Below are 20,182 nucleotides of genomic sequence, written 5' to 3' on the forward strand. Positions count from 1 at the left end.
CGCCTATCGTATCCAGGGCTTGAGCACGCGGCGCGCGGGCTGGGTGACGGTGGCTGCCACTGCGGCGTCGAGCAGGCCGCGCCGCTTCAGCAGGCGCAAGGCGATCTGCACGGCCGACTTGGACAAGCCGGTTTCGGTGGCGATGGTCTGCAGGCTGGCGACGATGGTGTCGCGCCTGGCGCGCGTGCTCTTGCCGAGCAGGTAGAGATAGACGACGAAGGCCGCCGGACTGCGGTCGTGGCCGACCAGGTCGGGCATCAGTACGTTGAGGACGTAGGGATCGAAGTGGTCGCTATGCATGGTACTCATTACTGTAGCACGGAATACTATAGCGGGCGGACTGGCGCCGGTAGAATGTGCCATCGTCATCCACACAGGAGCATGCCATGATCACCATGGTGAAATTTGTCGGCATCCCGGTCAGCGACCAGGACCGCGCGCTGAAGTTCTACACCGAGCAACTGGGTTTCGAGATCGCCACCGACCAGCCGATGGGGCCGGGCCAGCGCTGGATCGAGCTGCGCATCGCGCATTCGCAGACGCGGGTGGTGCTGTTCACGCCGGACGGCCATGAGGACCGCATCGGCACCTTCTTCAACGGTTCGCTGGCCTGCGACAACGTCGAAGCCACGCACCGCCAGCTGAGCGCGCGCGGCGTGGAGTTCGTCGAGCCGCCGACCAGGCAACCGTGGGGCACCTTCGCCAAATTCCGCGACCCGGACGGCAACACCTTCGTGCTGTCGTCGAGCTGACCCCGCTCCGCCCGCTTACTTCTCCTGCTTCAGCGGCTTGCCCTTGTCGATCACTTCGCGGCAGTCGCCCTTTAAGCTGGCGTTGTCGTAGTTGCTCCAGCCGTAGCTGTCGACGTAGCGCTTGTGCTGCTTGAACTGCTTGCTGATGAAGCTCCATTCCAGGCGCTCGTCGTCGTACTGGATATCGCCCAGGTCCAGCAGCGTGTGGAAGATGTTTTCCGTCGCCAGCCGCGCCTTGCGGTGGCGCACCAGCTGCTTCACCTTTTCCGGATAGCGCGTCCTGTACTCGTCCGAGTACCACACCAGCGCCGGCACGTGGAATTCGAACTGCGTGTTGTGGCCGTGGAAGGCGAGGTTGCAGCTGTTGTCGTACAGCGTCTGGCCGTGGTCAGCCACGTAGACCATCGAGGTCAGCTGCTGCGTATCCTTCAGCTGGTGGATCACCTGCGACAGGAACCAGTCGGTGTACAGGATGGAGTTGTCGTAGCTGTTGTTGAGCTGCGGCTTGATCTTGGTGTCGGTGTAGACCGGCTTGTCGACGCCCAGCAGCGACGGCTGCCATTTGTCGAATTCCTTCGGGTAGCGCTGGCTGTAGTTCCAGTGGTTGCCCAGCGTGTGCAGCACGATCAGCTTCTTCGGCGCCGGATCGGCGATGGCGTGCTGCAGCGGCTCCAGCAGGATCTGGTCGAAGTTGGAGTTGTTGGTGAAGCCGCCCAGGTTCATGAACTGGATCACGTTCGCTTCCTTGGCGAACACCGACACCGGCGTGTCGAACTGGCCGAACGAGATCTGGTTCGACAGCCACCACGTCTTGAAGCCCGCCTCTTTATAAGCGGTGAGGAAGGATTTCTCCGAGAAGCCGTCCTTCAGGCTCTGCATGGCCGGCTTGCGCGAGATGATCACCGGCACCGACAAGCGCGTCGCCGACACGGCCGTGATGACGTCCGGCAGCGTGACCAGGTTGGCCTCCTGCTTGAGCAGCGGGGTGGTGTCGCGTTCGTAGCCGTTGATGCCCCAGCGGTCGTAGCGCGACGATTCGCCGATCACCATGATGACGATTTCCGGCGTGTCGTTCTTTTCCGGCTGATGCGCCTTGAAGCTGAAGCTGCTGCTGCGCTCGCCCAGGTCGGCCAGGTATTCGCGCTCTTTATAGAAGTCGACGCCGCGCGCGGTCAGGCCGAACGGCCACGACGAGGCGAAGTTGTCGAAGCCCAGCGGCGAGCGCATCCACCACGGCAGTTGCGACCACTGCCAGCCGGTGCGGCCGGCGCCGGCGATGGCGGCGTGTTCGGGCGAGCTGTCCTCTTCGGCATCCTCTTCTTCCTCGGCCTCGTCGGACGCGCTGTCGGCCGAGCCGGCCGAGGCGGTGATGCCGACATGGCTGAGCGCCGAACTGAGCGCCGATCCGATGGCCGAGCCCAGCGCCGAGCCGGCCGGCCTGGCGCCGCTGGCGGCCGCCACCGTCTTTTGCGCCGCCGGCTTGGCGCGCACGCCGAATTCCCAGCCGTAGCTCCACAGCGCCACCCCGGCCGCCAGCAACAGCAGCGCGGCCCAGCGCGACTTGCCGCGCCAGGCCAGCGCCGGGCTGCGGCGGGCGGCGACCTGCACCGCGATCCACCAGAAAATCACCAGCAGCATCACCGCGCCCATCAGCCACACTTTGCGGCCGAGGAATTCCAGCGCCTCCTTGGGGCTGGTCTCGGCGATGATGCCCAGGTGGTGGGTGGAGATGCCCTGGCCGTAGTAGAGGAACAGGTAGAGCTCGGTCGGCAGCGCCAGGAAGGCCGGGATCAGCAGCCAGTGGAACCAGGCCGGCCGCTGCAGCACGCTCCAGGCCGCGACCCAGGCCAGCAGCTCGACCAGCAGGATGTGGCTGAGCTCCGGCACTTGCCGTCCCAGCAGCAGGGGCACGCAGGGGACCAGCGACAGCAACAGATAGCTTGCAAGGACGAACAGGGGGGCGGGGCGCAGCAAAGGTCGCATAAAGAAGAGGCGTTGGATATTGTCTGCTATTATCAAGCGTTTCTTGACCTTTCAGCTAGTGTTTGCTTGCCCCGCGGGGCCGCATTCCGCCGCGAAATAGATTGACTGGTGCCCAGACCACGTCTATACTCGCGAGTTCTCAATTTATTCTGCACATCGTATACGCTGTTTCAGGCCGCTCCTCGCGAGTGGCTATTCGCGCCTCCGTTGTGCCTGTAAGTCGGGACTAGGTTTTAGTCGCCGGACTCCGGTCCGGGTTATTAATGTTGTAATTTTGTTGGGTTTATAACGATGCCAACCATCAATCAACTGATTCGCAATCCACGCGTCGCTCTGACCGTGAAAAGCAAATCGCCGGCGCTGGAAAACAGCCCGCAAAAGCGCGGTGTTTGCACCCGTGTGTACACCACCACTCCTAAGAAGCCTAACTCGGCTCTGCGTAAAGTGGCCAAAGTGCGTCTGACCAACGGTTTCGAAGTAATTTCGTACATCGGCGGTGAAGGCCACAACCTGCAAGAGCACAGCGTTGTTCTGCTGCGCGGCGGTCGTGTAAAAGACTTGCCAGGTGTGCGTTACCACATGGTTCGCGGTGCACTGGATACCCAGGGCGTTAAAGACCGTAAGCAAGCTCGCTCGAAATACGGTACCAAGCGTGCCAAGCAAGCCAAGAAGTAATCTGCATTAAAAGTTTTCGCTCAGTGGCAACATACTAAGTGAATGTAATCGACCGCAATTGGTCGAGTAAGTGGATGGCTATGATGGCCCTCCGCGAGAGTGCGAATCCCATATCTGCGCACCTCAACTGAAGATTGAAAGGAATTGATATGCCACGTCGTCGTGAAGTACCCAAGCGCGAGATTCTGCCGGATCCAAAATTCGGCAACACGGATGTCGCGAAGTTCGTGAACGTTCTGATGCTGTCCGGTAAAAAATCGGTCGCAGAAAACATCATCTACGGTGCCTTCGAGCACATCGCCGCCAAGTCGGGCAAAGACCCGCTGGAAGTGTTCGCAACCGCGATCAACAACGCCAAGCCACTGGTTGAAGTAAAATCCCGTCGCGTCGGTGGTGCAAACTACCAGGTGCCGGTTGAAGTGCGCCCAGTGCGTCGTATGGCTCTGTCCATGCGTTGGCTGCGTGAAGCTGCAAACAAGCGCAGCGAAAAATCCATGCCACAACGCCTCGGCGGTGAGCTGATGGAAGCGGCTGAAGGCCGCGGCGGTGCGATGAAGAAGCGTGATGAAGTGCACCGTATGGCAGAAGCGAACAAGGCGTTCTCGCACTTCCGCTTCTAATCAAATCGGCCGGGCCCTTCGTGGTCTGGCTGTTATCTGTTGTTCGAGGCCGGGCTCATTTTTGTCAGCAAAAATGGCGCTCGGTTTTGTCCATTAAAAGATTTAGGAATAATTATGGCCCGCAAGACCCCCATCGAGCGCTACCGCAATATCGGTATCTCCGCTCACATCGATGCAGGTAAGACCACCACCACCGAACGCGTTCTGTTCTACACGGGCGTGAACCACAAGATCGGTGAAGTTCACGATGGCGCCGCCACCATGGACTGGATGGAGCAGGAACAAGAGCGCGGCATTACCATTACCTCGGCAGCGACGACCTGCTTCTGGAAAGGTATGGCTAACAACTTCCCTGAGCACCACATCAACATCATCGACACCCCGGGCCACGTTGACTTCACCATTGAAGTTGAACGCTCGATGCGCGTGCTGGATGGTGCTTGCATGGTTTACTGCGCAGTGGGCGGTGTACAGCCACAGTCGGAAACCGTATGGCGTCAGGCCAACAAGTACAAAGTGCCACGTCTGGCCTTCGTCAACAAGATGGACCGTACCGGCGCCAACTTCTTCAAGGTCTACGAGCAGATGCGCGCTCGCCTGAAGGCGAACCCGGTCCTGATCCAGATCCCTATCGGCGCTGAAGAAAACTTCAAAGGCGTGATCGATCTGGTCAAGATGAAAGCCATCCTGTGGGACGAAGCATCCCAGGGCATGAAGTTCGACTACGTCGAGATCCCAGCTGAGCTGGCCGAGTCGGCAGCCGAGTGGCGCGAGAAGATGGTTGAAGTCGCTGCTGAAGCGTCCGAAGACCTGATGAACAAGTACCTGGAAGAAGGCGACCTGTCGGAAGCCGAGATCAAGAAAGCGCTGCGCGAACGCACCATCGCTTCCGAAATCGTTCCTATGATGTGCGGTACCGCCTTCAAGAACAAGGGCGTACAGGCCATGCTGGACGCGGTCATCGAATACCTGCCGTCGCCACTGGACATCGACGACGTCGGCGGTACCGACGAGGACGAACAGCCAACCACCCGTAAAGCATCGGACGACGAGAAGTTCTCGGCGCTGGCTTTCAAGATCATGACCGACCCGTTCGTCGGCCAGCTGGCCTTCTTCCGCGTGTACTCGGGCGCCATCAATTCGGGCGACACCGTGTACAACTCGGTCAAAGGCCGCAAAGAGCGTCTGGGTCGTATTCTGCAGATGCACGCTAACCAGCGCGAAGAGATCAAAGAAGTGCGCGCCGGCGACATCGCCGCTGCGGTTGGTCTGAAAGACGTGACCACCGGCGAAACCCTGTGCGATCCGACCTCGATCATCGTGCTGGAGCGCATGGTCTTCCCAGAGCCGGTGATTCAACAGGCTGTGGAACCAAAGACCAAGGCTGACCAGGAAAAAATGGGTCTGGCACTGAACCGTCTGGCTCAGGAAGATCCTTCGTTCCGCGTGAAAACCGACGAAGAGTCGGGCCAGACCATCATCGGTGGTATGGGCGAGCTGCACCTGGAAATTATCGTTGACCGTATGAAGCGCGAATTCGGCGTGGAAGCGACCGTCGGCAAGCCACAGGTTGCATACCGCGAAACGATCCGCAAATCGTGCGAAGAATCCGAAGGCAAGTTCGTCAAGCAGTCGGGTGGTCGTGGTCAATACGGTCACGTGGTTCTGAAGATCGAACCGCAAGAACCAGGCAAGGGCTTCGAATTCGTTGACGCGATCAAGGGCGGTACCGTTCCTCGCGAATACATCCCTGCGGTGGAAAAAGGCGTGCGCGGCACCCTGAACACCGGCGTTCTGGCTGGCTACCCAGTGGTCGACGTCAAGGTAACGCTGTTCTTCGGTTCGTACCACGATGTGGACTCGAACGAAAACGCGTTCCAGATGGCCGCTTCGATGGCGTTCAAAGAAGGCTGCCGCAAAGCGTCGCCAGTTATTCTGGAGCCGATGATGGCTGTGGAAGTGGAAACGCCGGAAGACTACGCCGGTACCGTGATGGGCGATCTGTCGTCCCGCCGCGGTATGGTGCAGGGCATGGACGAGATCCCAGGCGGCGGTGGCAAGATCATCAAAGCTGAAGTGCCTCTGTCGGAAATGTTCGGTTACTCGACCACCCTGCGTTCCGCAACGCAAGGTCGCGCTACCTACACGATGGAATTCAAGCACTACTCGGAAGCGCCTAAGCACGTTATCGACGCGATCGTTACCGCTAAAGCTAAGTAATTTGTATCTATTGCTGCCGGGGAGATCCTCCGGCAGCAAATTTAAAACATTGTTCTAAGGAAGAATAAAATGGCAAAAGAGAAATTCGAACGGACCAAGCCGCACGTTAACGTCGGCACCATCGGCCACGTCGACCACGGCAAGACCACCCTGACCGCTGCGATCGCAACTGTTCTGTCGAAGAAATTCGGCGGCGAAGCCAAAGCATACGACCAGATCGATGCTGCTCCAGAAGAAAAAGCACGCGGCATTACCATCAACACCGCACACGTCGAATACGAAACCTCCGGCCGTCACTACGCTCACGTTGACTGCCCAGGCCACGCCGACTACATCAAAAACATGATTACCGGTGCAGCGCAGATGGACGGCGCGATCCTGGTTTGCTCCGCAGCTGACGGCCCAATGCCACAGACCCGCGAGCACATCCTGCTGGCCCGCCAAGTTGGCGTTCCATACATCATCGTGTTCCTGAACAAGTGCGACCTGGTCGACGACGCAGAACTGCTGGAACTGGTTGAAATGGAAGTGCGCGAGTTGTTGTCGAAGTACGACTTCCCAGGCGACGACCTGCCTATCGTCAAAGGTTCGGCACGTATGGCTCTGGACGGCGACACCGGCCCAATGGGCGAGCAAGCCATCATGGCCCTGGCCGAAGCACTGGACAGCTACATCCCTACGCCAGAGCGCGCAGTGGACGGCGCCTTCCTGATGCCAGTTGAAGACGTGTTCTCGATCTCGGGTCGCGGTACCGTTGTGACCGGTCGTATCGAGCGCGGCATCATCAAAGTCGGCGAAGAGATCGAAATCGTTGGTATCACCGATACCGTCAAAACCACTTGCACCGGCGTGGAAATGTTCCGCAAGCTGCTGGACCAGGGTCAAGCCGGCGACAACGTTGGTCTGCTGCTGCGCGGCACCAAGCGTGAAGACGTACAGCGTGGTCAGGTTCTGGCGAAGCCAGGCTCGATCAAGCCGCACAACCACTTCACCGGCGAGATCTATGTTCTGTCGAAAGACGAAGGCGGCCGTCACACCCCGTTCTTCAACAACTATCGTCCACAGTTCTACTTCCGTACCACCGACGTGACCGGTTCGATCGAACTGCCAGCGGACAAAGAAATGGTTATGCCAGGCGATAACGTGTCGATCACCGTCAAGCTGATCAACCCGATCGCGATGGAAGAAGGTCTGCGCTTCGCTATCCGCGAAGGCGGCCGTACCGTTGGTGCAGGCGTTGTTGCTAAAATCATCGCCTAATTTTTAAGCGCTGATGTAAAGCAGGGCCGACAAGGTGTGATACCATGTCGGCCCTGTTGTACGAAAACCGTTCTTTTAAATATTGCTGACGCTACATAGTTGTCAGTTCGCTCTTTTGAGGAAATATCATGTCCGCACCAAACCAGAAAATCCGTATCCGCCTGAAAGCTTTCGACTACAAGCTGATCGACCAGTCCGCACTGGAAATCGTTGACACCGCTAAGCGCACCGGCGCCGTTGTCAAGGGCCCAGTCCCACTGCCAACCCGCATCCAGCGTTTCGACGTTCTGCGTTCGCCACACGTCAACAAGACCTCGCGCGACCAGTTCGAGATCCGTACCCACCAGCGCCTGATGGACATCGTCGACCCAACCGACAAGACCGTTGACGCACTGATGAAGCTGGACCTGCCAGCTGGTGTTGACGTCGAAATCAAACTGCAGTAATCGTTTTTACGCCGGCGGGCGGGGGATACCCCCTTTCGCCAGCTGATGATGGGGCCGGGCCTGTCCGCAAATGCGGATGCGCCCGGCCCCATTGTCGTTTACTGTTCCCCAAAGCAATCTTGCCAACCGTGCATGGCTGCCTGGGCGGCAACCGTTCCAAAAAACAACACCTTCGCCAATAAACTAACCAAACGGTAATAAATATCGCATTTTGGCTTTTCAACGCACCACCAATGTGCGAAATTTACGGCAGACGTGAAAAGCTAGGTTCATCTTACCCCCGATGGGCGATAGCGAACGCGCAGATTAAATAACCACATCTGGGAGCAGTTCTTGAATAAACCACTTTTTAAAAAAAGTGCGATCGCTATCGCATTGACCGTCGCTTTCTCACAGCACGCCATCGCTCAGCAAGCCGCTGAAGCCGAACCTAAACTCCAACGCGTTGAAATCACCGGTTCGAGCATCAAGCGCACCGATATCGAAGCCGCCGCCTCGGTGCAAATCCTGAACCGCGACGATATCGAACGCACCGGCGAGCACACCGTGCTGGGCCTGCTGCGCTCCTCTTCCGCCACCAGCACCAGCCTCAACTCGGCTACGCAGGGCTCGGGCGGCTTCGCGACCGGTTCGTCCGGCGTCAGCATGCGCGGCCTGGGCAAGGTGTCCACGCTGATCCTGGTCAACGGCCGCCGTATCGCTCCTTACGGCCTGTCCGACGGCGCGCAGGAAAACTTCACCAACCTGGATGCGATCGCGACCGAAGCGGTCGAACGCATCGAGATCCTGAAAGACGGCGCCTCGGCAATCTACGGCTCCGACGCTGTCGCCGGCGTGATCAACATCATCCTGCGCAAGGACTACGAAGGCGGCAAGGTCACGGTCAACTACGAGACCGCCGACGGCTTCCAGGACGCCCGCAACCGCAGCGCTTCGGCGATCTACGGCTACGGCGACATCGACAAGCAAGGCTTCAACACCTACCTGACCTTCGAAGGCTACAAGCGCGATGGCTACACCATGGGTGAAATGCGCAACAAGTACCCAAGCTGGTACCGCCAGACCCCTGGCCACTCGACCTGGGATGCCAAGAGCACCTATTCGCCGACTGGTAACTATTTCTTCAACAGCGCCAAGATCGTGCCGGTCGCCGGCTGCCCGGCCGACCAGATCGACCCGGCTGACAAGCTGTGCAAATGGGACGCGCTGCCGTACACCGGCCTGACCACCAACAACAAGCGCTACGCTGCAGTGAGCAACACCCACTTCAAGATCGGCGCCAACATCGACGCCAACTTTGAAATCACCACCGCTGGCGCCACCAACGATTACATCGTCGCACCACTGAGCTCCAACAATGGCGGCACCACCACCGGCACCAGCGTCTGGTACAACGTCTTCGGCGGCAAGATGGTCGGCCCGTTCTCGTATCCGAAGCTGCCAGTTGGTAACAACGGCAACTCCAACACGACCCCGATCGAGCTGCGCGCGCGCCTGATGGACACCGGCGATGGCTTCAACTTCAACCGCACCGAGTCCGACCAGACCCGCGCGATGCTGGCACTGACCGGCACCATCGGCGATTACGACTGGAAATCGGCGGCCGGCTACATGACCTCGTCGGCCACCAAGGCCACCCGCGCTGCCAGCGCCAAGGGCTACACCGACGCGATCGTCAACAACACCTACAAGTTCGGCCAGAAAAACGATACCGCCCTGCTGGAATCGATGTTCCCGGTCCGTACCACCAAAGGTAAATCGAAGATTTCGTTCTTCGACGCTACCGTGTCCGGTGCTGTTGCCCAGCTGCCAGCTGGTCCTCTGAGCGTTGCGGTCGGTACCGACCTGCGTCGCGAATCGTATGAGATGAAGAGCTCGGACAACGTCCTGAACGGCGACCTGGTCGGCATCTTCGGCCTGCAAGTCAAGGATACGGTCAGCCACTACGCCGTGTTCTCCGAAGCGACCATCCCGGTCGTCAAATCGGTGGAACTGAGCGCCGCGCTGCGCGCCGACAAAACCAGCGGCAGCGAAGCCCACGTTTCGCCTAAGCTGGGTGTGAAGTTCAACGCTACCGAGACGCTGCTGCTGCGCGCCACGGCTGCCGGCGGCTTCCGTGCACCGAACATCGTTGAATCCGGTAACGGCCTGGGCCGTAGCTCGGTTGCCACCAACGTCAACGACCTGCGCCGCTGCCCTACCGCTACCGCGCTGAACGACCTGGTCCAGAAGTCGCCAACCGCGACCACCTCCGACAAGGCCCTGTCCAACACCTTCCGCAACAACGACTGCCTGGGCTCGCTGCCTAGCTTCGTGGCGTCCAATCCGGACCTGAAGCCTGAAACCTCGCGTTCGTACACGCTGGGCATGGTATTCGAGCCGGTCAAGAACTGGACCCTGGCGCTGGACTACTACAACATCGAGCGCAAAGACGAAATCGGCAGCCGCGCGGTTGGCGACATTCTGAAAGGCGAAGCTTCGCTGCCAGCCGGTCAACTGCTGCGCACGGATAACACCGCTGCCGACAACGAGTTCATCGCACTGGCCAAGAAGTATGCGCCTGCCACCACCGTCAACTTCGGCGGCGTCGGCAAGCTGGGCCTGGTGTACAACCCGTACGTCAACAGTGGCAAGACCCGCGCTTCGGGCTTCGACTTCGACATGGCTGGCCGCATCAAGATCCAGAACGTCGGCGAACTGCGCCTGAAGCTGGAAGGTACGTACGCGCTGAACTACCAGTCGTTCATCGTGGCTGACAATGCCTACGGCATGAACGCCGCCGGCAACTACGACATCGGCGCACGTCTGCGTACCAAGCTGCGCGCTTCGATGAAAGTGGGTGCCTTCGATCACGGCGCCACCGTCAACTACTACGGTGGTTACAGCCTGAACAGCGACGACAGCCTGAACTACTGCGTCACCAGCAATGTCAGCGCCGCCAACATGCCAGCTTGCGAACGCGTTCGCAGCAACACCACGCTGGATTACAACCTGGCGTACTCCGGCATCAAGAACGTGAAACTGGCCCTGTACATCAATAATCTGTTGAACCAGGACTCGCAAGTGAACTATCGCGACACGTTCACCACGCCGCAGTTCCGCACTTTCGGCGCCAGCGCTTCGTACTCGTTCTAATCGCTTAGAACTGGCAGTCTGAAAAACCAGGCACTTCGGTGCCTGGTTTTTTTTCGTCCGCTGCCGCTGGACAGATGCGCGCCATGGCGCTAGAGTCGCTTGCTAAAAACTCAACCGGACACACCATGCTCGCTGCGCTGGACCACCACCTGCTCGATGACTCCGCCCGCGCGGGCTTGCGCGGCTGGCCGCGCTTCGCGATGGAGTTCCTGTACTTCGGCGTGAAGGAGGCGCGCGCCTGCCTGTTCGTCGGCCTGTTCTTCGGCGCCGTGCTGCTGGTGCCGCGCGCTGGCGTGCTGGGCCTGCCGCGCTACGATGCGCTGCTGGTCCTGGCGCTGGGCATACAGGCGTGGATGGTGTGGTCAGGACTGGAGAGCTGGGATGAATTGAAGGCGGTCAGCCTGTTCCACCTGGTCGGCTTTGCGCTGGAGGTGTTCAAGGTGTCCGGTTCCATCCAGTCGTGGAGCTATCCGGACTTCGCCTACACCAAGCTGTGGGGCGTGCCGCTGTTCTCGGGCTTCATGTATGCGTCGATCGGCAGCTACATCATCCAGGCCTGGCGCCTGTTCGACCTGCGCATCCGCCATCATCCGCCGTACTGGATGGCGGTGCTGATCGCCGTGCTGATCTATGTGAACTTCTTTACCCACCACTACCTCGGCGACTATCGCTGGTATCTGGCGGCCTGCGCGCTGGGCCTGTACGCCCGCACCACGGTGGTGTTCCGGCCGCTGGACCGCGAACGCCGCATGCCGATGCTGCTGGCCTTCGTGCTGATCGGCTTCTTCATCTGGCTGGCCGAGAACATCAGCACCTTCTGGGGCGTGTGGCGCTATCCCAACCAGCTGGGCGCGTGGTCGGTGGTCCATGTCAGCAAGTGGAGTTCGTGGTCGCTGCTGGTGGTGATGACCTTCACCATCGTCGCCCACCTCAAACATATCAAGGCCAGCATCCACGTGCCTGAGCAGTGAACGCCGGCCTGCGGGATATTGCCCGGGTCAGGACTGGCCGGCTTTGCGGCGACGGGCTACGGCGCCGAGCAGCAGCAGGCCGGCGGCCAGCATCGCATAGCTTTCCGGCTCGGGGACCGGCAGTGGCGGCGTCGTGTCGATGACGGTGGAGCCGCCTCTGATGTCAAATCTCAGATTGACCGTCATTGCGGCGTCGCTGACGTTGGCGTAAGAGAGCCAGAAAGACTCGCTGCGGCTGTCTGCGGGAGCCGCGCCCTTGAAGCCGGAGTCCAGCTGGTATCCGCTCCACAAGTGGTCGTCAGCGAGCTCGACCGAGGCCTTGCCGAACGCGGTGAACAGCTCGCCGGCGTCGGCGGACTTGCCGACCCACGTCGACGCCTGGCCGCTGACGGTCAACATCGAATGGGCGCCGACGGTGAAGGTATACCACTGGGCCGCGGAGGCAAAGGCCTCGGCGCGCGGCCCCAGGTCGCTATAGAGCTTGGACTGGGCGACGACCTCGCCCAGCAGGCCGACTTGGGCGGAGGCGTTGTTGGCGCCGTAACTCATCGTCGCCGCGACTTCTCCCGGTTGATTGATGGATTTCCAGCTGGTCTTGTTGAAGGTGTCGCTGTAGATGCCGCCACGAGCGTTGGCCGATATGAAGCGGCTCTGGTACCAGGCGGCGACGCCGTCGGAGGGCGTGAGGTCGATCACGCCGACGGCGATATTGGTGAGGCTGGCGCCGGCGGTGGCGCTGGGTGTTGCGGCGGCGTGCAGCGCGGTCATTACCAGCAGCGCGCCGGTTACGGCCAATCGTAGGATTTTCATGGTGTCCTTTGAGGTCATCGGGAGTTAAGCGGCGTTCCGGTCTTGGGCCTGGCGCCGGGCTTGGCGACGGCGCACCAGCGGCACCGCCATCAGGCCGGCCAGCAGCAGTGCATAGGTATGTGGCTCGGGAACCTGTTGCGCATGTTCATAGCTGGTGTCGCCGAACACTCGCACCACCAGATCCTGGGCGCTGTCACCGGTATTGGCGTACGCCACCATAAAGTCGCGTTCCTTGCTGGCCACGGTGTTGCCGCCCCACGCAGAGCTGTACTGTTGGAACAGATAATGCGGGTAGGGCGGGCCGCCGGCCGGACTGATGTAGACGTAGGAGCTGACCGTGCCGTAGATGCGGTCAGGGTCGGGGTCGCCGTAGCGGCTGTCGGAAGTCAGCACATGCCCGCTCAGCGTCAGCGCCGAATGCGCGCTCACGGTCACGTGGTAGAAGATACTGCCGTAGGTGTATTTCTGGCCCGGCGGCTCGCTGGAAGCCTGGCCACCCCGGACCGTGATGGCGTCCAGGACGCCGTCGGCGCCGGCGCTGACCGTGGCGCCGACCAGCCAGGTGTCGGTCGATGTCAGGGTGTAGCCGGCGGCCTGGCTGTCGCTCGGCGTGAGGTCGATGACGCCCAGCTGCAAGTGGCTGAATGCCGCCGTGCCCGAGGCGCTGGCGCTGTTGGCGGAGGCGCTGAAGCAGCACAGCAATAGTGCGCTGGCCAGCAATGGCTTGGTCAATCGTGAGAGGGGATGCATGGTGTCCTTTCGAGGGAGAAGCAGGGGAGGCGCCCGGCAGGCGAGCGCTATGCAATGTTATCATATTTGAATTATGAAAAAGAAAATATATTCAATTGAACAATGCAGCACCCCATCCGCTGCGAACGCCCGCCGCGGCGCTGAAATTCAGCACGGCACAAACCCGACATACCTCGTATTAAGTTGTTGCGTCAAGGGTCTTTTCGCGCTACACTAGCCGGCTTCGGTATGGATTCGCCTTTTTTATGGTCCGTACTAATTTTGTAGTTCAACATATCCCCGCCCAATCGTAGGTGGGAATTGGAGAAAAAATGAGCCTTGGCCTTCTCGGTCGCAAGGTTGGTATGATGCGCATCTTCACCGATGACGGGGATTCGATCCCAGTCACCGTGTTGGACGTATCGAACAACCGTGTTGCGCAAATCAAAACTCCTGAAACTGACGGTTACTCCGCAGTTCAGGTCGCATTCGGTCAACGTCGCGCTTCCCGCGTAACGAAGGCTGTTGCTGGTCATCACGCTAAAGCTGGTGTTGAAGCCGGTACTCTGCTGAAAGAGTTCCGCGTTGACGCTACCAAAGCTGCCGAACTGAAAGCTGGCGACGTAGTTGCTGCTTCCCTGTTCGAAGTCGGTCAGAAGATCGACGTTCAAGGTGTCACGATTGGTAAAGGCTACGCCGGTACCATCAAGCGTCACCACTTTGCTTCGGGCCGTGCTACCCACGGTAACTCCCGTTCGCACAATGTTCCAGGTTCCATCGGTATGGCGCAAGATCCAGGCCGCGTGTTCCCAGGTAAGCGCATGACCGGTCACCTCGGTGACGTCACCCGCACTGTGCAGAACCTCGAAATCGCCCGTATCGATGCCGACCGCCAGCTGCTGCTGGTCAAAGGCGCGATCCCAGGTGCGAAAAATGGCCAGGTCGTTGTATCGCCTGCTGTCAAAGTTAAAGCAAAGAAGGGAGCTTAAACGATGGAACTCAAGCTCTTGAACGCTCAAGGTCAAGCCGCCTCTAACGTTGCCGCCGCCGACGCAGTTTTCGGTCGTGACTACAACGAAGCCCTGATCCACCAAGTCGTCGTTGCTTACCAAGCCAATGCTCGCAGCGGCAACCGTAAACAAAAAGACCGTGAAGAAGTCCACCACACGACCAAGAAGCCATGGCGCCAAAAAGGTACCGGCCGTGCTCGTGCTGGTATGTCGTCGTCGCCACTGTGGCGCGGCGGTGGTCGCATCTTCCCGAACTCGCCTGACGAGAACTTCACCCACAAAGTGAACAAGAAGATGTATCGCGCAGGTATCTGCTCGATCCTGTCCCAGCTGGCTCGTGAAGAGCGCCTGGTGGTTGTCGAAGATTTCGCTATCGAAGCGCCAAAAACCAAGCTGCTGTCGCAAAAGCTGACCGGCATGGGTTTTGAATCGGTTCTGATCATCACCGACGTCGCCAACGAAAACCTGGAACTGGCATCGCGCAACCTGCCTAACGTCCTGGTGGTTGAACCACGTCACGCAGATCCAATGTCCCTGGTGTTCTACAAGAAGATCCTGGTCACGAAAGCTGCACTGGCCAAGATTGAGGAGATGCTGGCATGAGCGCATTGAAATTTAGCGAAGAGCGCCTGATGAAGGTACTGCTGGCTCCGGTCATTTCCGAGAAGGCCACCATGGTCGCGGAAAAGAACGAACAGATCGTGTTCCGTGTTACCACCGACGCGACCAAGCCAGAAATCAAAGCCGCTGTTGAACTGCTGTTCAAAGTGGAAGTGGAATCGGTGCAGACCGTCAACCGCGAAGGTAAGCAGAAGCGTTCCGGTGCCCACACCGGCCGCCGCAACCATACCAAGCGTGCTTTCGTGTGCCTGAAACCTGGCCAGGAAATCAATTTCTCCGAGGAGGCTAAATAATGGCACTCGTTAAGATGAAGCCAACCTCCCCAGGCCGTCGCGGCATGGTGAAAGTTGTGAACCCGGACCTGTACAAAGGTCGTCCGTTCGCAGCCCTGGTTGAGAAAAAATCGAAAACTGCTGGTCGTAACAACAACGGCCACATCACCACCCGCCACATCGGCGGTGGTCACAAGCAGCACTATCGCCTGATCGACTTCAAGCGTCAGAAGGATGGCATTCCAGCGAAAGTGGAACGTATCGAATACGATCCAAACCGCACCGCGAATATCGCCCTGCTGTGCTACGCCGACGGCGAGCGCCAGTACATCATCGCCACCAAAGGCATGAGCGTTGGCGACACCGTGATGAACGGTTCGGAAGCGCCGATCAAGTCGGGCAACTGCCTGCCGATCCGCAACATCCCAGTCGGTACCGTCATGCACTGCGTCGAAATGCTGCCAGGTAAGGGTGCCCAGATGGCCCGTACCGCCGGCGCCGGCGTGGTCCTGATGGCCCGCGAAGGTACCTACGCTCAAGTGCGTCTGCGCTCGGGTGAAGTACGTCGCGTGCACATCGAGTGCCGTGCAACCGTGGGTGAAGTCGGCAATGCCGAACACAGCCTGCGTAAAATCGGTAAAGCCGGTGCGATGCGCTGGCGCGGTGTTCGTCCTACCGTTCGCGGTGTGGTCATGAACCCGGTCGATCACCCGCACGGTGGTGGTGAAGGTAAAACTGCAGCTGGTCGTCATCCAGTGTCGCCTTGGGGCCAACAGACTAAGGGTAAGAAGACCCGCAGCAACAAGCGTACTTCTTCCATGATCGTCTCGCGCCGCGGCAAGAAATAAGGGGTAGCACATGACTCGTTCATTGAAAAAAGGGCCGTTCTGTGACGCCCACCTGGTGAAAAAAGTCGAAGCCGCGCAAGCTGCCAAAGACAAAAAGCCAATCAAAACCTGGTCCCGTCGTTCGACCATCATGCCTGACTTCATCGGCCTGACGATCGCTGTTCACAATGGCAAGCTGCACGTGCCGGTGTACGTCTCCGAGAACATGGTTGGTCACAAGCTCGGTGAATTCGCGCTGACCCGCACGTTCAAGGGCCATGCCGCTGACAAGAAGGCGAAGAAATAATGGAAACCAAAGCAATCCTCAAGGGTGTGCGCTTGTCGGATCAAAAAGGTCGCCTCGTGGCTGACCAGATCCGCGGCAAGAAAGTTGACGCTGCACTCAACATTCTGCAATTCAGCCCAAAAAAGGGCGCGACCATCATCAAGAAAGTGCTGGAGTCGGCTATCGCCAACGCCGAGCACAATGACGGCGCGGACATCGACGAACTGTTCGTGAAAACGATCTACGTCGAAAAGGGCCCGATCCTGAAGCGCTTCACTGCACGCGCTAAAGGCCGGGGCGATCGTATCTCGAAACAATCGTGTCACATTTACGTGACCGTCGGCAACTAAGGAGCTAAATATGGGTCAAAAAATTCACCCAACCGGCTTCCGCCTGTCGGTTACCCGTAACTGGGCATCGCGTTGGTACGCGGGCAACAGCAACTTCGCTTCGATGCTGAACGAAGATCTGAAGGCACGCGCTTACCTGAAGACCAAGCTGAAAAACGCTTCGGTCGGCCGCATCGTCATCGAGCGTCCAGCCAAGAACGCACGTTTCACGATCTACAGCTCGCGTCCGGGCGTGGTCATTGGTAAAAAAGGCGAAGACATCGAAGTACTGAAGTCGGCGCTGACCAAGATCATGGGCGTTCCTGTCCACGTGAACATCGAAGAAATCCGCAAGCCGGAAATCGACTCGCAACTGATCGCCGATTCCATCGCTCAACAGCTGGAAAAACGCATCATGTTCCGTCGCGCCATGAAGCGCGCGATGCAAAACGCCATGCGTCTGGGTGCCCTGGGCATCAAGATCATGTCGTCGGGTCGTCTGAACGGTATCGAAATCGCTCGTAAAGAGTGGTATCGCGAAGGCCGTGTGCCACTGCACACCCTGCGCGCCGATATCGACTACGGCACCAGCGAAGCTTCGACCACCTACGGCATCATCGGTGTGAAAGTATGGGTTTACAAAGGCGACCGCGCTCCTAACGGCGACGCTCCAGTGATCGATACCCCACCGGACGAGAAAAAGCCACGTGGCCCACGTCGTGACGACGGCAAACCAGCTGGCCGTCCGCGCCCAGCCGGCGCCGGCGCCAAGCCAGCCGCTCCAGGCGCTCGTGTACGCACTGCCGCCAAGCCGGCCGAGAAAGCAGGAGAATAATCATGCTGCAACCAGCACGCAGAAAGTATCGTAAAGAGCAGAAAGGCCGTAACACCGGCATTTCGCACACCGCCGGCACTTCGGTGTCGTTCGGCGAGTTCGGTCTGAAAGCCGTTGCCCGTGGTCGTATCACGGCACGCCAGATCGAGGCAGCACGTCGCGCCATGACCCGTCACATCAAACGTGGCGGCCGTATCTGGATTCGCGTGTTCCCGGACAAACCGATCTCGAACAAGCCTGCCGAAGTCCGTATGGGTAACGGTAAAGGTAATCCGGAGTACTACGTCGCTGAAATCCGTCCAGGCAAAGTCCTGTACGAAATGGATGGCGTCGCAGAAGAACTGGCGCGCGAAGCATTCCGCCTGGCCGCTGCCAAACTGCCACTGGCGACCACCTTCGTGGTCCGTCAAGTTGGTCAATAACAGGAGTGAAATATGAAAGCATCTGAACTCCGCGGCAAAGACCAGGTAGCTCTGCAAAAAGAGCTGAATGACCTGTTGAAGGCGCAATTCGGCCTGCGTATGCAAACCGCTACGCAGCAGCTGAGCAATACTTCGCAGCTCAAGAAGGTACGTCGCGATATCGCACGTGTAAAAACGGTAATGAACACGAAGGAAGCCAAATGACCGAACCAGTAAAGTCGCTCAAGCGCACCCTGATCGGTAAAGTGGTGTCCGACAAGATGGACAAAACCGTTACCGTTCTGATCGAACGTCACGTCAAGCATCCTTTGTACGGCAAGATCATCGTCCGCTCGAACAAGTATCACGCGCACGACGAGACCAACCAGGTGAAAGCCGGTGACACGGTGGAAATCGTGGAAGGTCGTCCGATCTCCAAAACGAAGGCATGGACCGTGACGCGCGTGGTGCAAGCCGCGCAAATCGTTTAATTGAAGTTTTCGCCTCCGGTCTTCGGGCCGGGGGCGATTTTCAATTAGTTCTTGCAAGCCCGCGAGTTGTATGTAATACTTGCGGGCTTCGTTCATGTAACGCCGCAAAGTGTCTGGCCACAGACGCAGAACCGTGCGGTCAGTAGCAGTACGAAGGTCAAGCACCCAAACAGTGGGCCCAGCAGGGCACTCTGGCGGGACCAAGACTGACCGCGGGTCCGCATTGTGTGGATTCTTCGGCTTAAGTTGGGAAAGAGAATACTATGATTCAAACTGAAAGCCGGCTCGAAGTGGCTGACAATACCGGTGCCAAAGAAGTAATGTGCATCAAGGTATTGGGCGGCTCCAAGCGCCGTTATGCAGGCATTGGCGACGTGATCAAGGTAACCGTTAAGGTTGCTGCGCCACGTGGTCGTGTCAAAAAAGGTGAAATTTATAACGCCGTGGTAGTGCGCACCGCTAAAGGTGTTCGCCGCCAAGACGGTTCCCTGGTGAAGTTCGACGGCAATGCCGCCGTTCTGTTGAACGCCAAGCTGGAACCGATCGGTACCCGTATTTTTGGACCAGTGACGCGCGAGCTGCGCACTGAAAAGTTCATGAAGATCGTGTCCCTGGCACCGGAAGTCCTGTAAGGAGTCGTAATGGATAAGATTCGTAAAAACGACGAAGTCATCGTTCTGACCGGGAAAGACAAGGGCAAGCGTGGCGTCGTTCAGCAGCGTATCGATGCTGAGCATGTCGTGGTTGAAGGCGTCAACGTCGCTAAAAAAGCGACCAAGCCTAACCCAATGACTGGCGTACAAGGTGGTATCGTCGATAAGACTATGCCGATTCACGTGTCCAACGTTGCATTGTTCAATGCAGCGACTGGCAAGGCAGACCGTGTCGGTTTCAAAGAAGTGGATGGCAAAAAAGTCCGCGTCTTCAAATCGTCCGGCGAAGTAGTGAAGGCTTAAGAAATCATGGCACGTCTCCAAGAATTCTATAAAGAAAAAGTCGTCGCCGACCTGACCGCGAAATTCGGTTACAAGTCGGTGATGGAAGTTCCACGTCTGACCAAGATCACCCTGAACATGGGTGTCGGTGAGGCCATCGCGGACAAGAAAGTCCTCGAACACGCTGTGGGCGACCTGACCAAGATCGCTGGCCAAAAGCCAGTGACCACCAAGTCGCGCAAAGCTATCGCGGGTTTCAAAATCCGTGAAGGCTACCCGATCGGTACCATGGTCACCCTGCGCGGCGCTCGTATGTACGAGTTCCTGGATCGCTTCATCACCGTGGCTCTGCCGCGCGTGCGCGATTTCCGCGGTGTGAATGGCCGTTCGTTCGATGGTCGTGGCAACTACAACATCGGCGTCAAAGAGCAGATCATCTTCCCGGAAATCGAGTACGACAAGATCGATGCGCTGCGTGGTATGAACATTTCGATCACCACCACCGCCAAGACCGACGACGAAGCGAAAGCTCTGCTCGCCGCCTTTAAATTCCCGTTCAGGAACTAAGAAGATC

At 58.7% G+C, this 20,182-nt stretch carries 25 protein-coding genes; 21 read left to right on the forward strand and 4 right to left on the reverse strand.

Features of this window, described 5'->3' with window-relative positions; all coding sequences use genetic code 11:
* Positions 1 to 3: 3 nt before the first annotated feature.
* Positions 4 to 309 carry a helix-turn-helix domain-containing protein gene (locus GEV01_RS23490; RefSeq protein ID WP_217428479.1) on the reverse strand — a complete coding sequence of 102 codons (306 nt, stop codon included), beginning with the start codon at positions 307 to 309 and terminating at the stop codon, positions 4 to 6.
* A gap of 77 nt (positions 310 to 386) precedes the next feature.
* On the opposite strand from GEV01_RS23490, the gene GEV01_RS23495 reads away from it, so the two are divergent.
* Positions 387 to 752 carry a VOC family protein gene (locus GEV01_RS23495; RefSeq protein WP_152807905.1) on the forward strand — a complete coding sequence of 122 codons (366 nt, stop codon included), beginning with the start codon at positions 387 to 389 and terminating at the stop codon, positions 750 to 752.
* Between the two features lie 15 nt (positions 753 to 767).
* Here GEV01_RS23495 and GEV01_RS23500 read toward each other — a convergent pair whose 3' ends face one another.
* The gene (locus GEV01_RS23500; protein ID WP_152807906.1) at positions 768 to 2,735 is read right to left on the reverse strand and encodes a phosphoethanolamine transferase; all 1,968 of its coding nucleotides are present in this window, start codon (positions 2,733 to 2,735) and stop codon (positions 768 to 770) included.
* Positions 2,736 to 3,026: 291 nt separating this feature from the next.
* Here GEV01_RS23500 and rpsL point away from each other — a divergent pair, with 291 nt between their 5' ends.
* The 7 genes from rpsL (at position 3,027) to GEV01_RS23535 (ending at position 12,062) form a co-directional block, all read left to right on the forward strand.
* Entirely contained in the window at positions 3,027 to 3,410 is a 384-nt protein-coding gene (gene rpsL / locus GEV01_RS23505) for a 30S ribosomal protein S12 (RefSeq protein ID WP_008444270.1), read from the forward strand.
* Positions 3,411 to 3,559: 149 nt separating this feature from the next.
* The gene (rpsG, locus tag GEV01_RS23510; RefSeq protein WP_008444271.1) at positions 3,560 to 4,030 is read left to right on the forward strand and encodes a 30S ribosomal protein S7; all 471 of its coding nucleotides are present in this window, start codon (positions 3,560 to 3,562) and stop codon (positions 4,028 to 4,030) included.
* Positions 4,031 to 4,144: 114 nt separating this feature from the next.
* Positions 4,145 to 6,250 (forward strand): elongation factor G, encoded by a 2,106-nt coding sequence (gene fusA / locus GEV01_RS23515; protein WP_152807907.1) that lies wholly within the window; start codon positions 4,145 to 4,147, stop codon positions 6,248 to 6,250.
* Between the two features lie 69 nt (positions 6,251 to 6,319).
* Complete coding sequence (tuf, locus tag GEV01_RS23520) at positions 6,320 to 7,510, forward strand: elongation factor Tu (protein WP_152807839.1); 1,191 nt, start codon at positions 6,320 to 6,322, stop codon at positions 7,508 to 7,510.
* A 128-nt stretch (positions 7,511 to 7,638) separates the two neighbouring features.
* Positions 7,639 to 7,956 (forward strand): 30S ribosomal protein S10, encoded by a 318-nt coding sequence (gene rpsJ / locus GEV01_RS23525; RefSeq protein WP_005663509.1) that lies wholly within the window; start codon positions 7,639 to 7,641, stop codon positions 7,954 to 7,956.
* A gap of 375 nt (positions 7,957 to 8,331) precedes the next feature.
* Complete coding sequence (locus GEV01_RS23530; RefSeq protein ID WP_235914537.1) at positions 8,332 to 11,091, forward strand: TonB-dependent receptor plug domain-containing protein; 2,760 nt, start codon at positions 8,332 to 8,334, stop codon at positions 11,089 to 11,091.
* Positions 11,092 to 11,216: 125 nt separating this feature from the next.
* Positions 11,217 to 12,062 (forward strand): DUF817 domain-containing protein, encoded by an 846-nt coding sequence (locus tag GEV01_RS23535; RefSeq protein WP_152807909.1) that lies wholly within the window; start codon positions 11,217 to 11,219, stop codon positions 12,060 to 12,062.
* A 27-nt stretch (positions 12,063 to 12,089) separates the two neighbouring features.
* On the opposite strand, the gene GEV01_RS23540 is transcribed toward GEV01_RS23535, so the two are convergent.
* The gene (locus tag GEV01_RS23540; RefSeq protein WP_235914539.1) at positions 12,090 to 12,872 is read right to left on the reverse strand and encodes a PEP-CTERM sorting domain-containing protein; all 783 of its coding nucleotides are present in this window, start codon (positions 12,870 to 12,872) and stop codon (positions 12,090 to 12,092) included.
* Between the two features lie 24 nt (positions 12,873 to 12,896).
* Positions 12,897 to 13,622, reverse strand: a complete 726-nt coding sequence (locus GEV01_RS23545) for a PEP-CTERM sorting domain-containing protein (protein ID WP_152807910.1) — start codon at positions 13,620 to 13,622, stop codon at positions 12,897 to 12,899.
* A 311-nt stretch (positions 13,623 to 13,933) separates the two neighbouring features.
* Here GEV01_RS23545 and rplC point away from each other — a divergent pair, with 311 nt between their 5' ends.
* From rplC to rplE, 13 genes are all read left to right on the forward strand, one after another.
* Positions 13,934 to 14,590, forward strand: coding sequence for a 50S ribosomal protein L3 (rplC, locus tag GEV01_RS23550; RefSeq protein ID WP_008444287.1), 657 nt, complete (start codon positions 13,934 to 13,936; stop codon positions 14,588 to 14,590).
* Positions 14,591 to 14,593: 3 nt separating this feature from the next.
* Complete coding sequence (rplD, locus tag GEV01_RS23555) at positions 14,594 to 15,214, forward strand: 50S ribosomal protein L4 (protein WP_008444290.1); 621 nt, start codon at positions 14,594 to 14,596, stop codon at positions 15,212 to 15,214.
* On the forward strand, positions 15,211 to 15,525 hold the full coding sequence (gene rplW, locus GEV01_RS23560) for a 50S ribosomal protein L23 (protein ID WP_008444291.1): 315 nt from the start codon (positions 15,211 to 15,213) through the stop codon (positions 15,523 to 15,525). The genes rplD and rplW overlap by 4 nt, the downstream gene beginning before the upstream one ends.
* Positions 15,525 to 16,352, forward strand: a complete 828-nt coding sequence (rplB, locus tag GEV01_RS23565) for a 50S ribosomal protein L2 (protein ID WP_008444293.1) — start codon at positions 15,525 to 15,527, stop codon at positions 16,350 to 16,352. The genes rplW and rplB overlap by 1 nt, the downstream gene beginning before the upstream one ends.
* Positions 16,353 to 16,362: 10 nt before the next feature.
* Positions 16,363 to 16,638 carry a 30S ribosomal protein S19 gene (gene rpsS / locus GEV01_RS23570; RefSeq protein WP_008444295.1) on the forward strand — a complete coding sequence of 92 codons (276 nt, stop codon included), beginning with the start codon at positions 16,363 to 16,365 and terminating at the stop codon, positions 16,636 to 16,638.
* On the forward strand, positions 16,635 to 16,967 hold the full coding sequence (rplV, locus tag GEV01_RS23575; RefSeq protein ID WP_176362469.1) for a 50S ribosomal protein L22: 333 nt from the start codon (positions 16,635 to 16,637) through the stop codon (positions 16,965 to 16,967). Before rpsS ends, rplV begins: the two co-directional genes overlap by 4 nt.
* A 10-nt stretch (positions 16,968 to 16,977) precedes the next feature.
* The gene (gene rpsC / locus GEV01_RS23580) at positions 16,978 to 17,781 is read left to right on the forward strand and encodes a 30S ribosomal protein S3 (RefSeq protein ID WP_008444300.1); all 804 of its coding nucleotides are present in this window, start codon (positions 16,978 to 16,980) and stop codon (positions 17,779 to 17,781) included.
* A gap of 2 nt (positions 17,782 to 17,783) precedes the next feature.
* Positions 17,784 to 18,203, forward strand: a complete 420-nt coding sequence (rplP, locus tag GEV01_RS23585; RefSeq protein ID WP_008444302.1) for a 50S ribosomal protein L16 — start codon at positions 17,784 to 17,786, stop codon at positions 18,201 to 18,203.
* 12 nt (positions 18,204 to 18,215) lie between these two features.
* Positions 18,216 to 18,407 carry a 50S ribosomal protein L29 gene (gene rpmC, locus GEV01_RS23590; protein ID WP_008444304.1) on the forward strand — a complete coding sequence of 64 codons (192 nt, stop codon included), beginning with the start codon at positions 18,216 to 18,218 and terminating at the stop codon, positions 18,405 to 18,407.
* Positions 18,404 to 18,673, forward strand: coding sequence for a 30S ribosomal protein S17 (rpsQ, locus tag GEV01_RS23595; RefSeq protein WP_008444314.1), 270 nt, complete (start codon positions 18,404 to 18,406; stop codon positions 18,671 to 18,673). The genes rpmC and rpsQ overlap by 4 nt, the downstream gene beginning before the upstream one ends.
* A gap of 263 nt (positions 18,674 to 18,936) precedes the next feature.
* Entirely contained in the window at positions 18,937 to 19,305 is a 369-nt protein-coding gene (rplN, locus tag GEV01_RS23600; RefSeq protein WP_008444317.1) for a 50S ribosomal protein L14, read from the forward strand.
* A 9-nt stretch (positions 19,306 to 19,314) separates the two neighbouring features.
* Positions 19,315 to 19,629, forward strand: coding sequence for a 50S ribosomal protein L24 (rplX, locus tag GEV01_RS23605; RefSeq protein ID WP_008444319.1), 315 nt, complete (start codon positions 19,315 to 19,317; stop codon positions 19,627 to 19,629).
* A gap of 6 nt (positions 19,630 to 19,635) precedes the next feature.
* Positions 19,636 to 20,175, forward strand: a complete 540-nt coding sequence (rplE, locus tag GEV01_RS23610; protein WP_008444321.1) for a 50S ribosomal protein L5 — start codon at positions 19,636 to 19,638, stop codon at positions 20,173 to 20,175.
* Positions 20,176 to 20,182 lie beyond the last annotated feature (7 nt).

The organism is Rugamonas rivuli (assembly GCF_009380165.1).
In the GTDB taxonomy this organism is placed as follows: Bacteria; Pseudomonadota; Gammaproteobacteria; order Burkholderiales; family Burkholderiaceae_D; genus Rugamonas; species Rugamonas rivuli.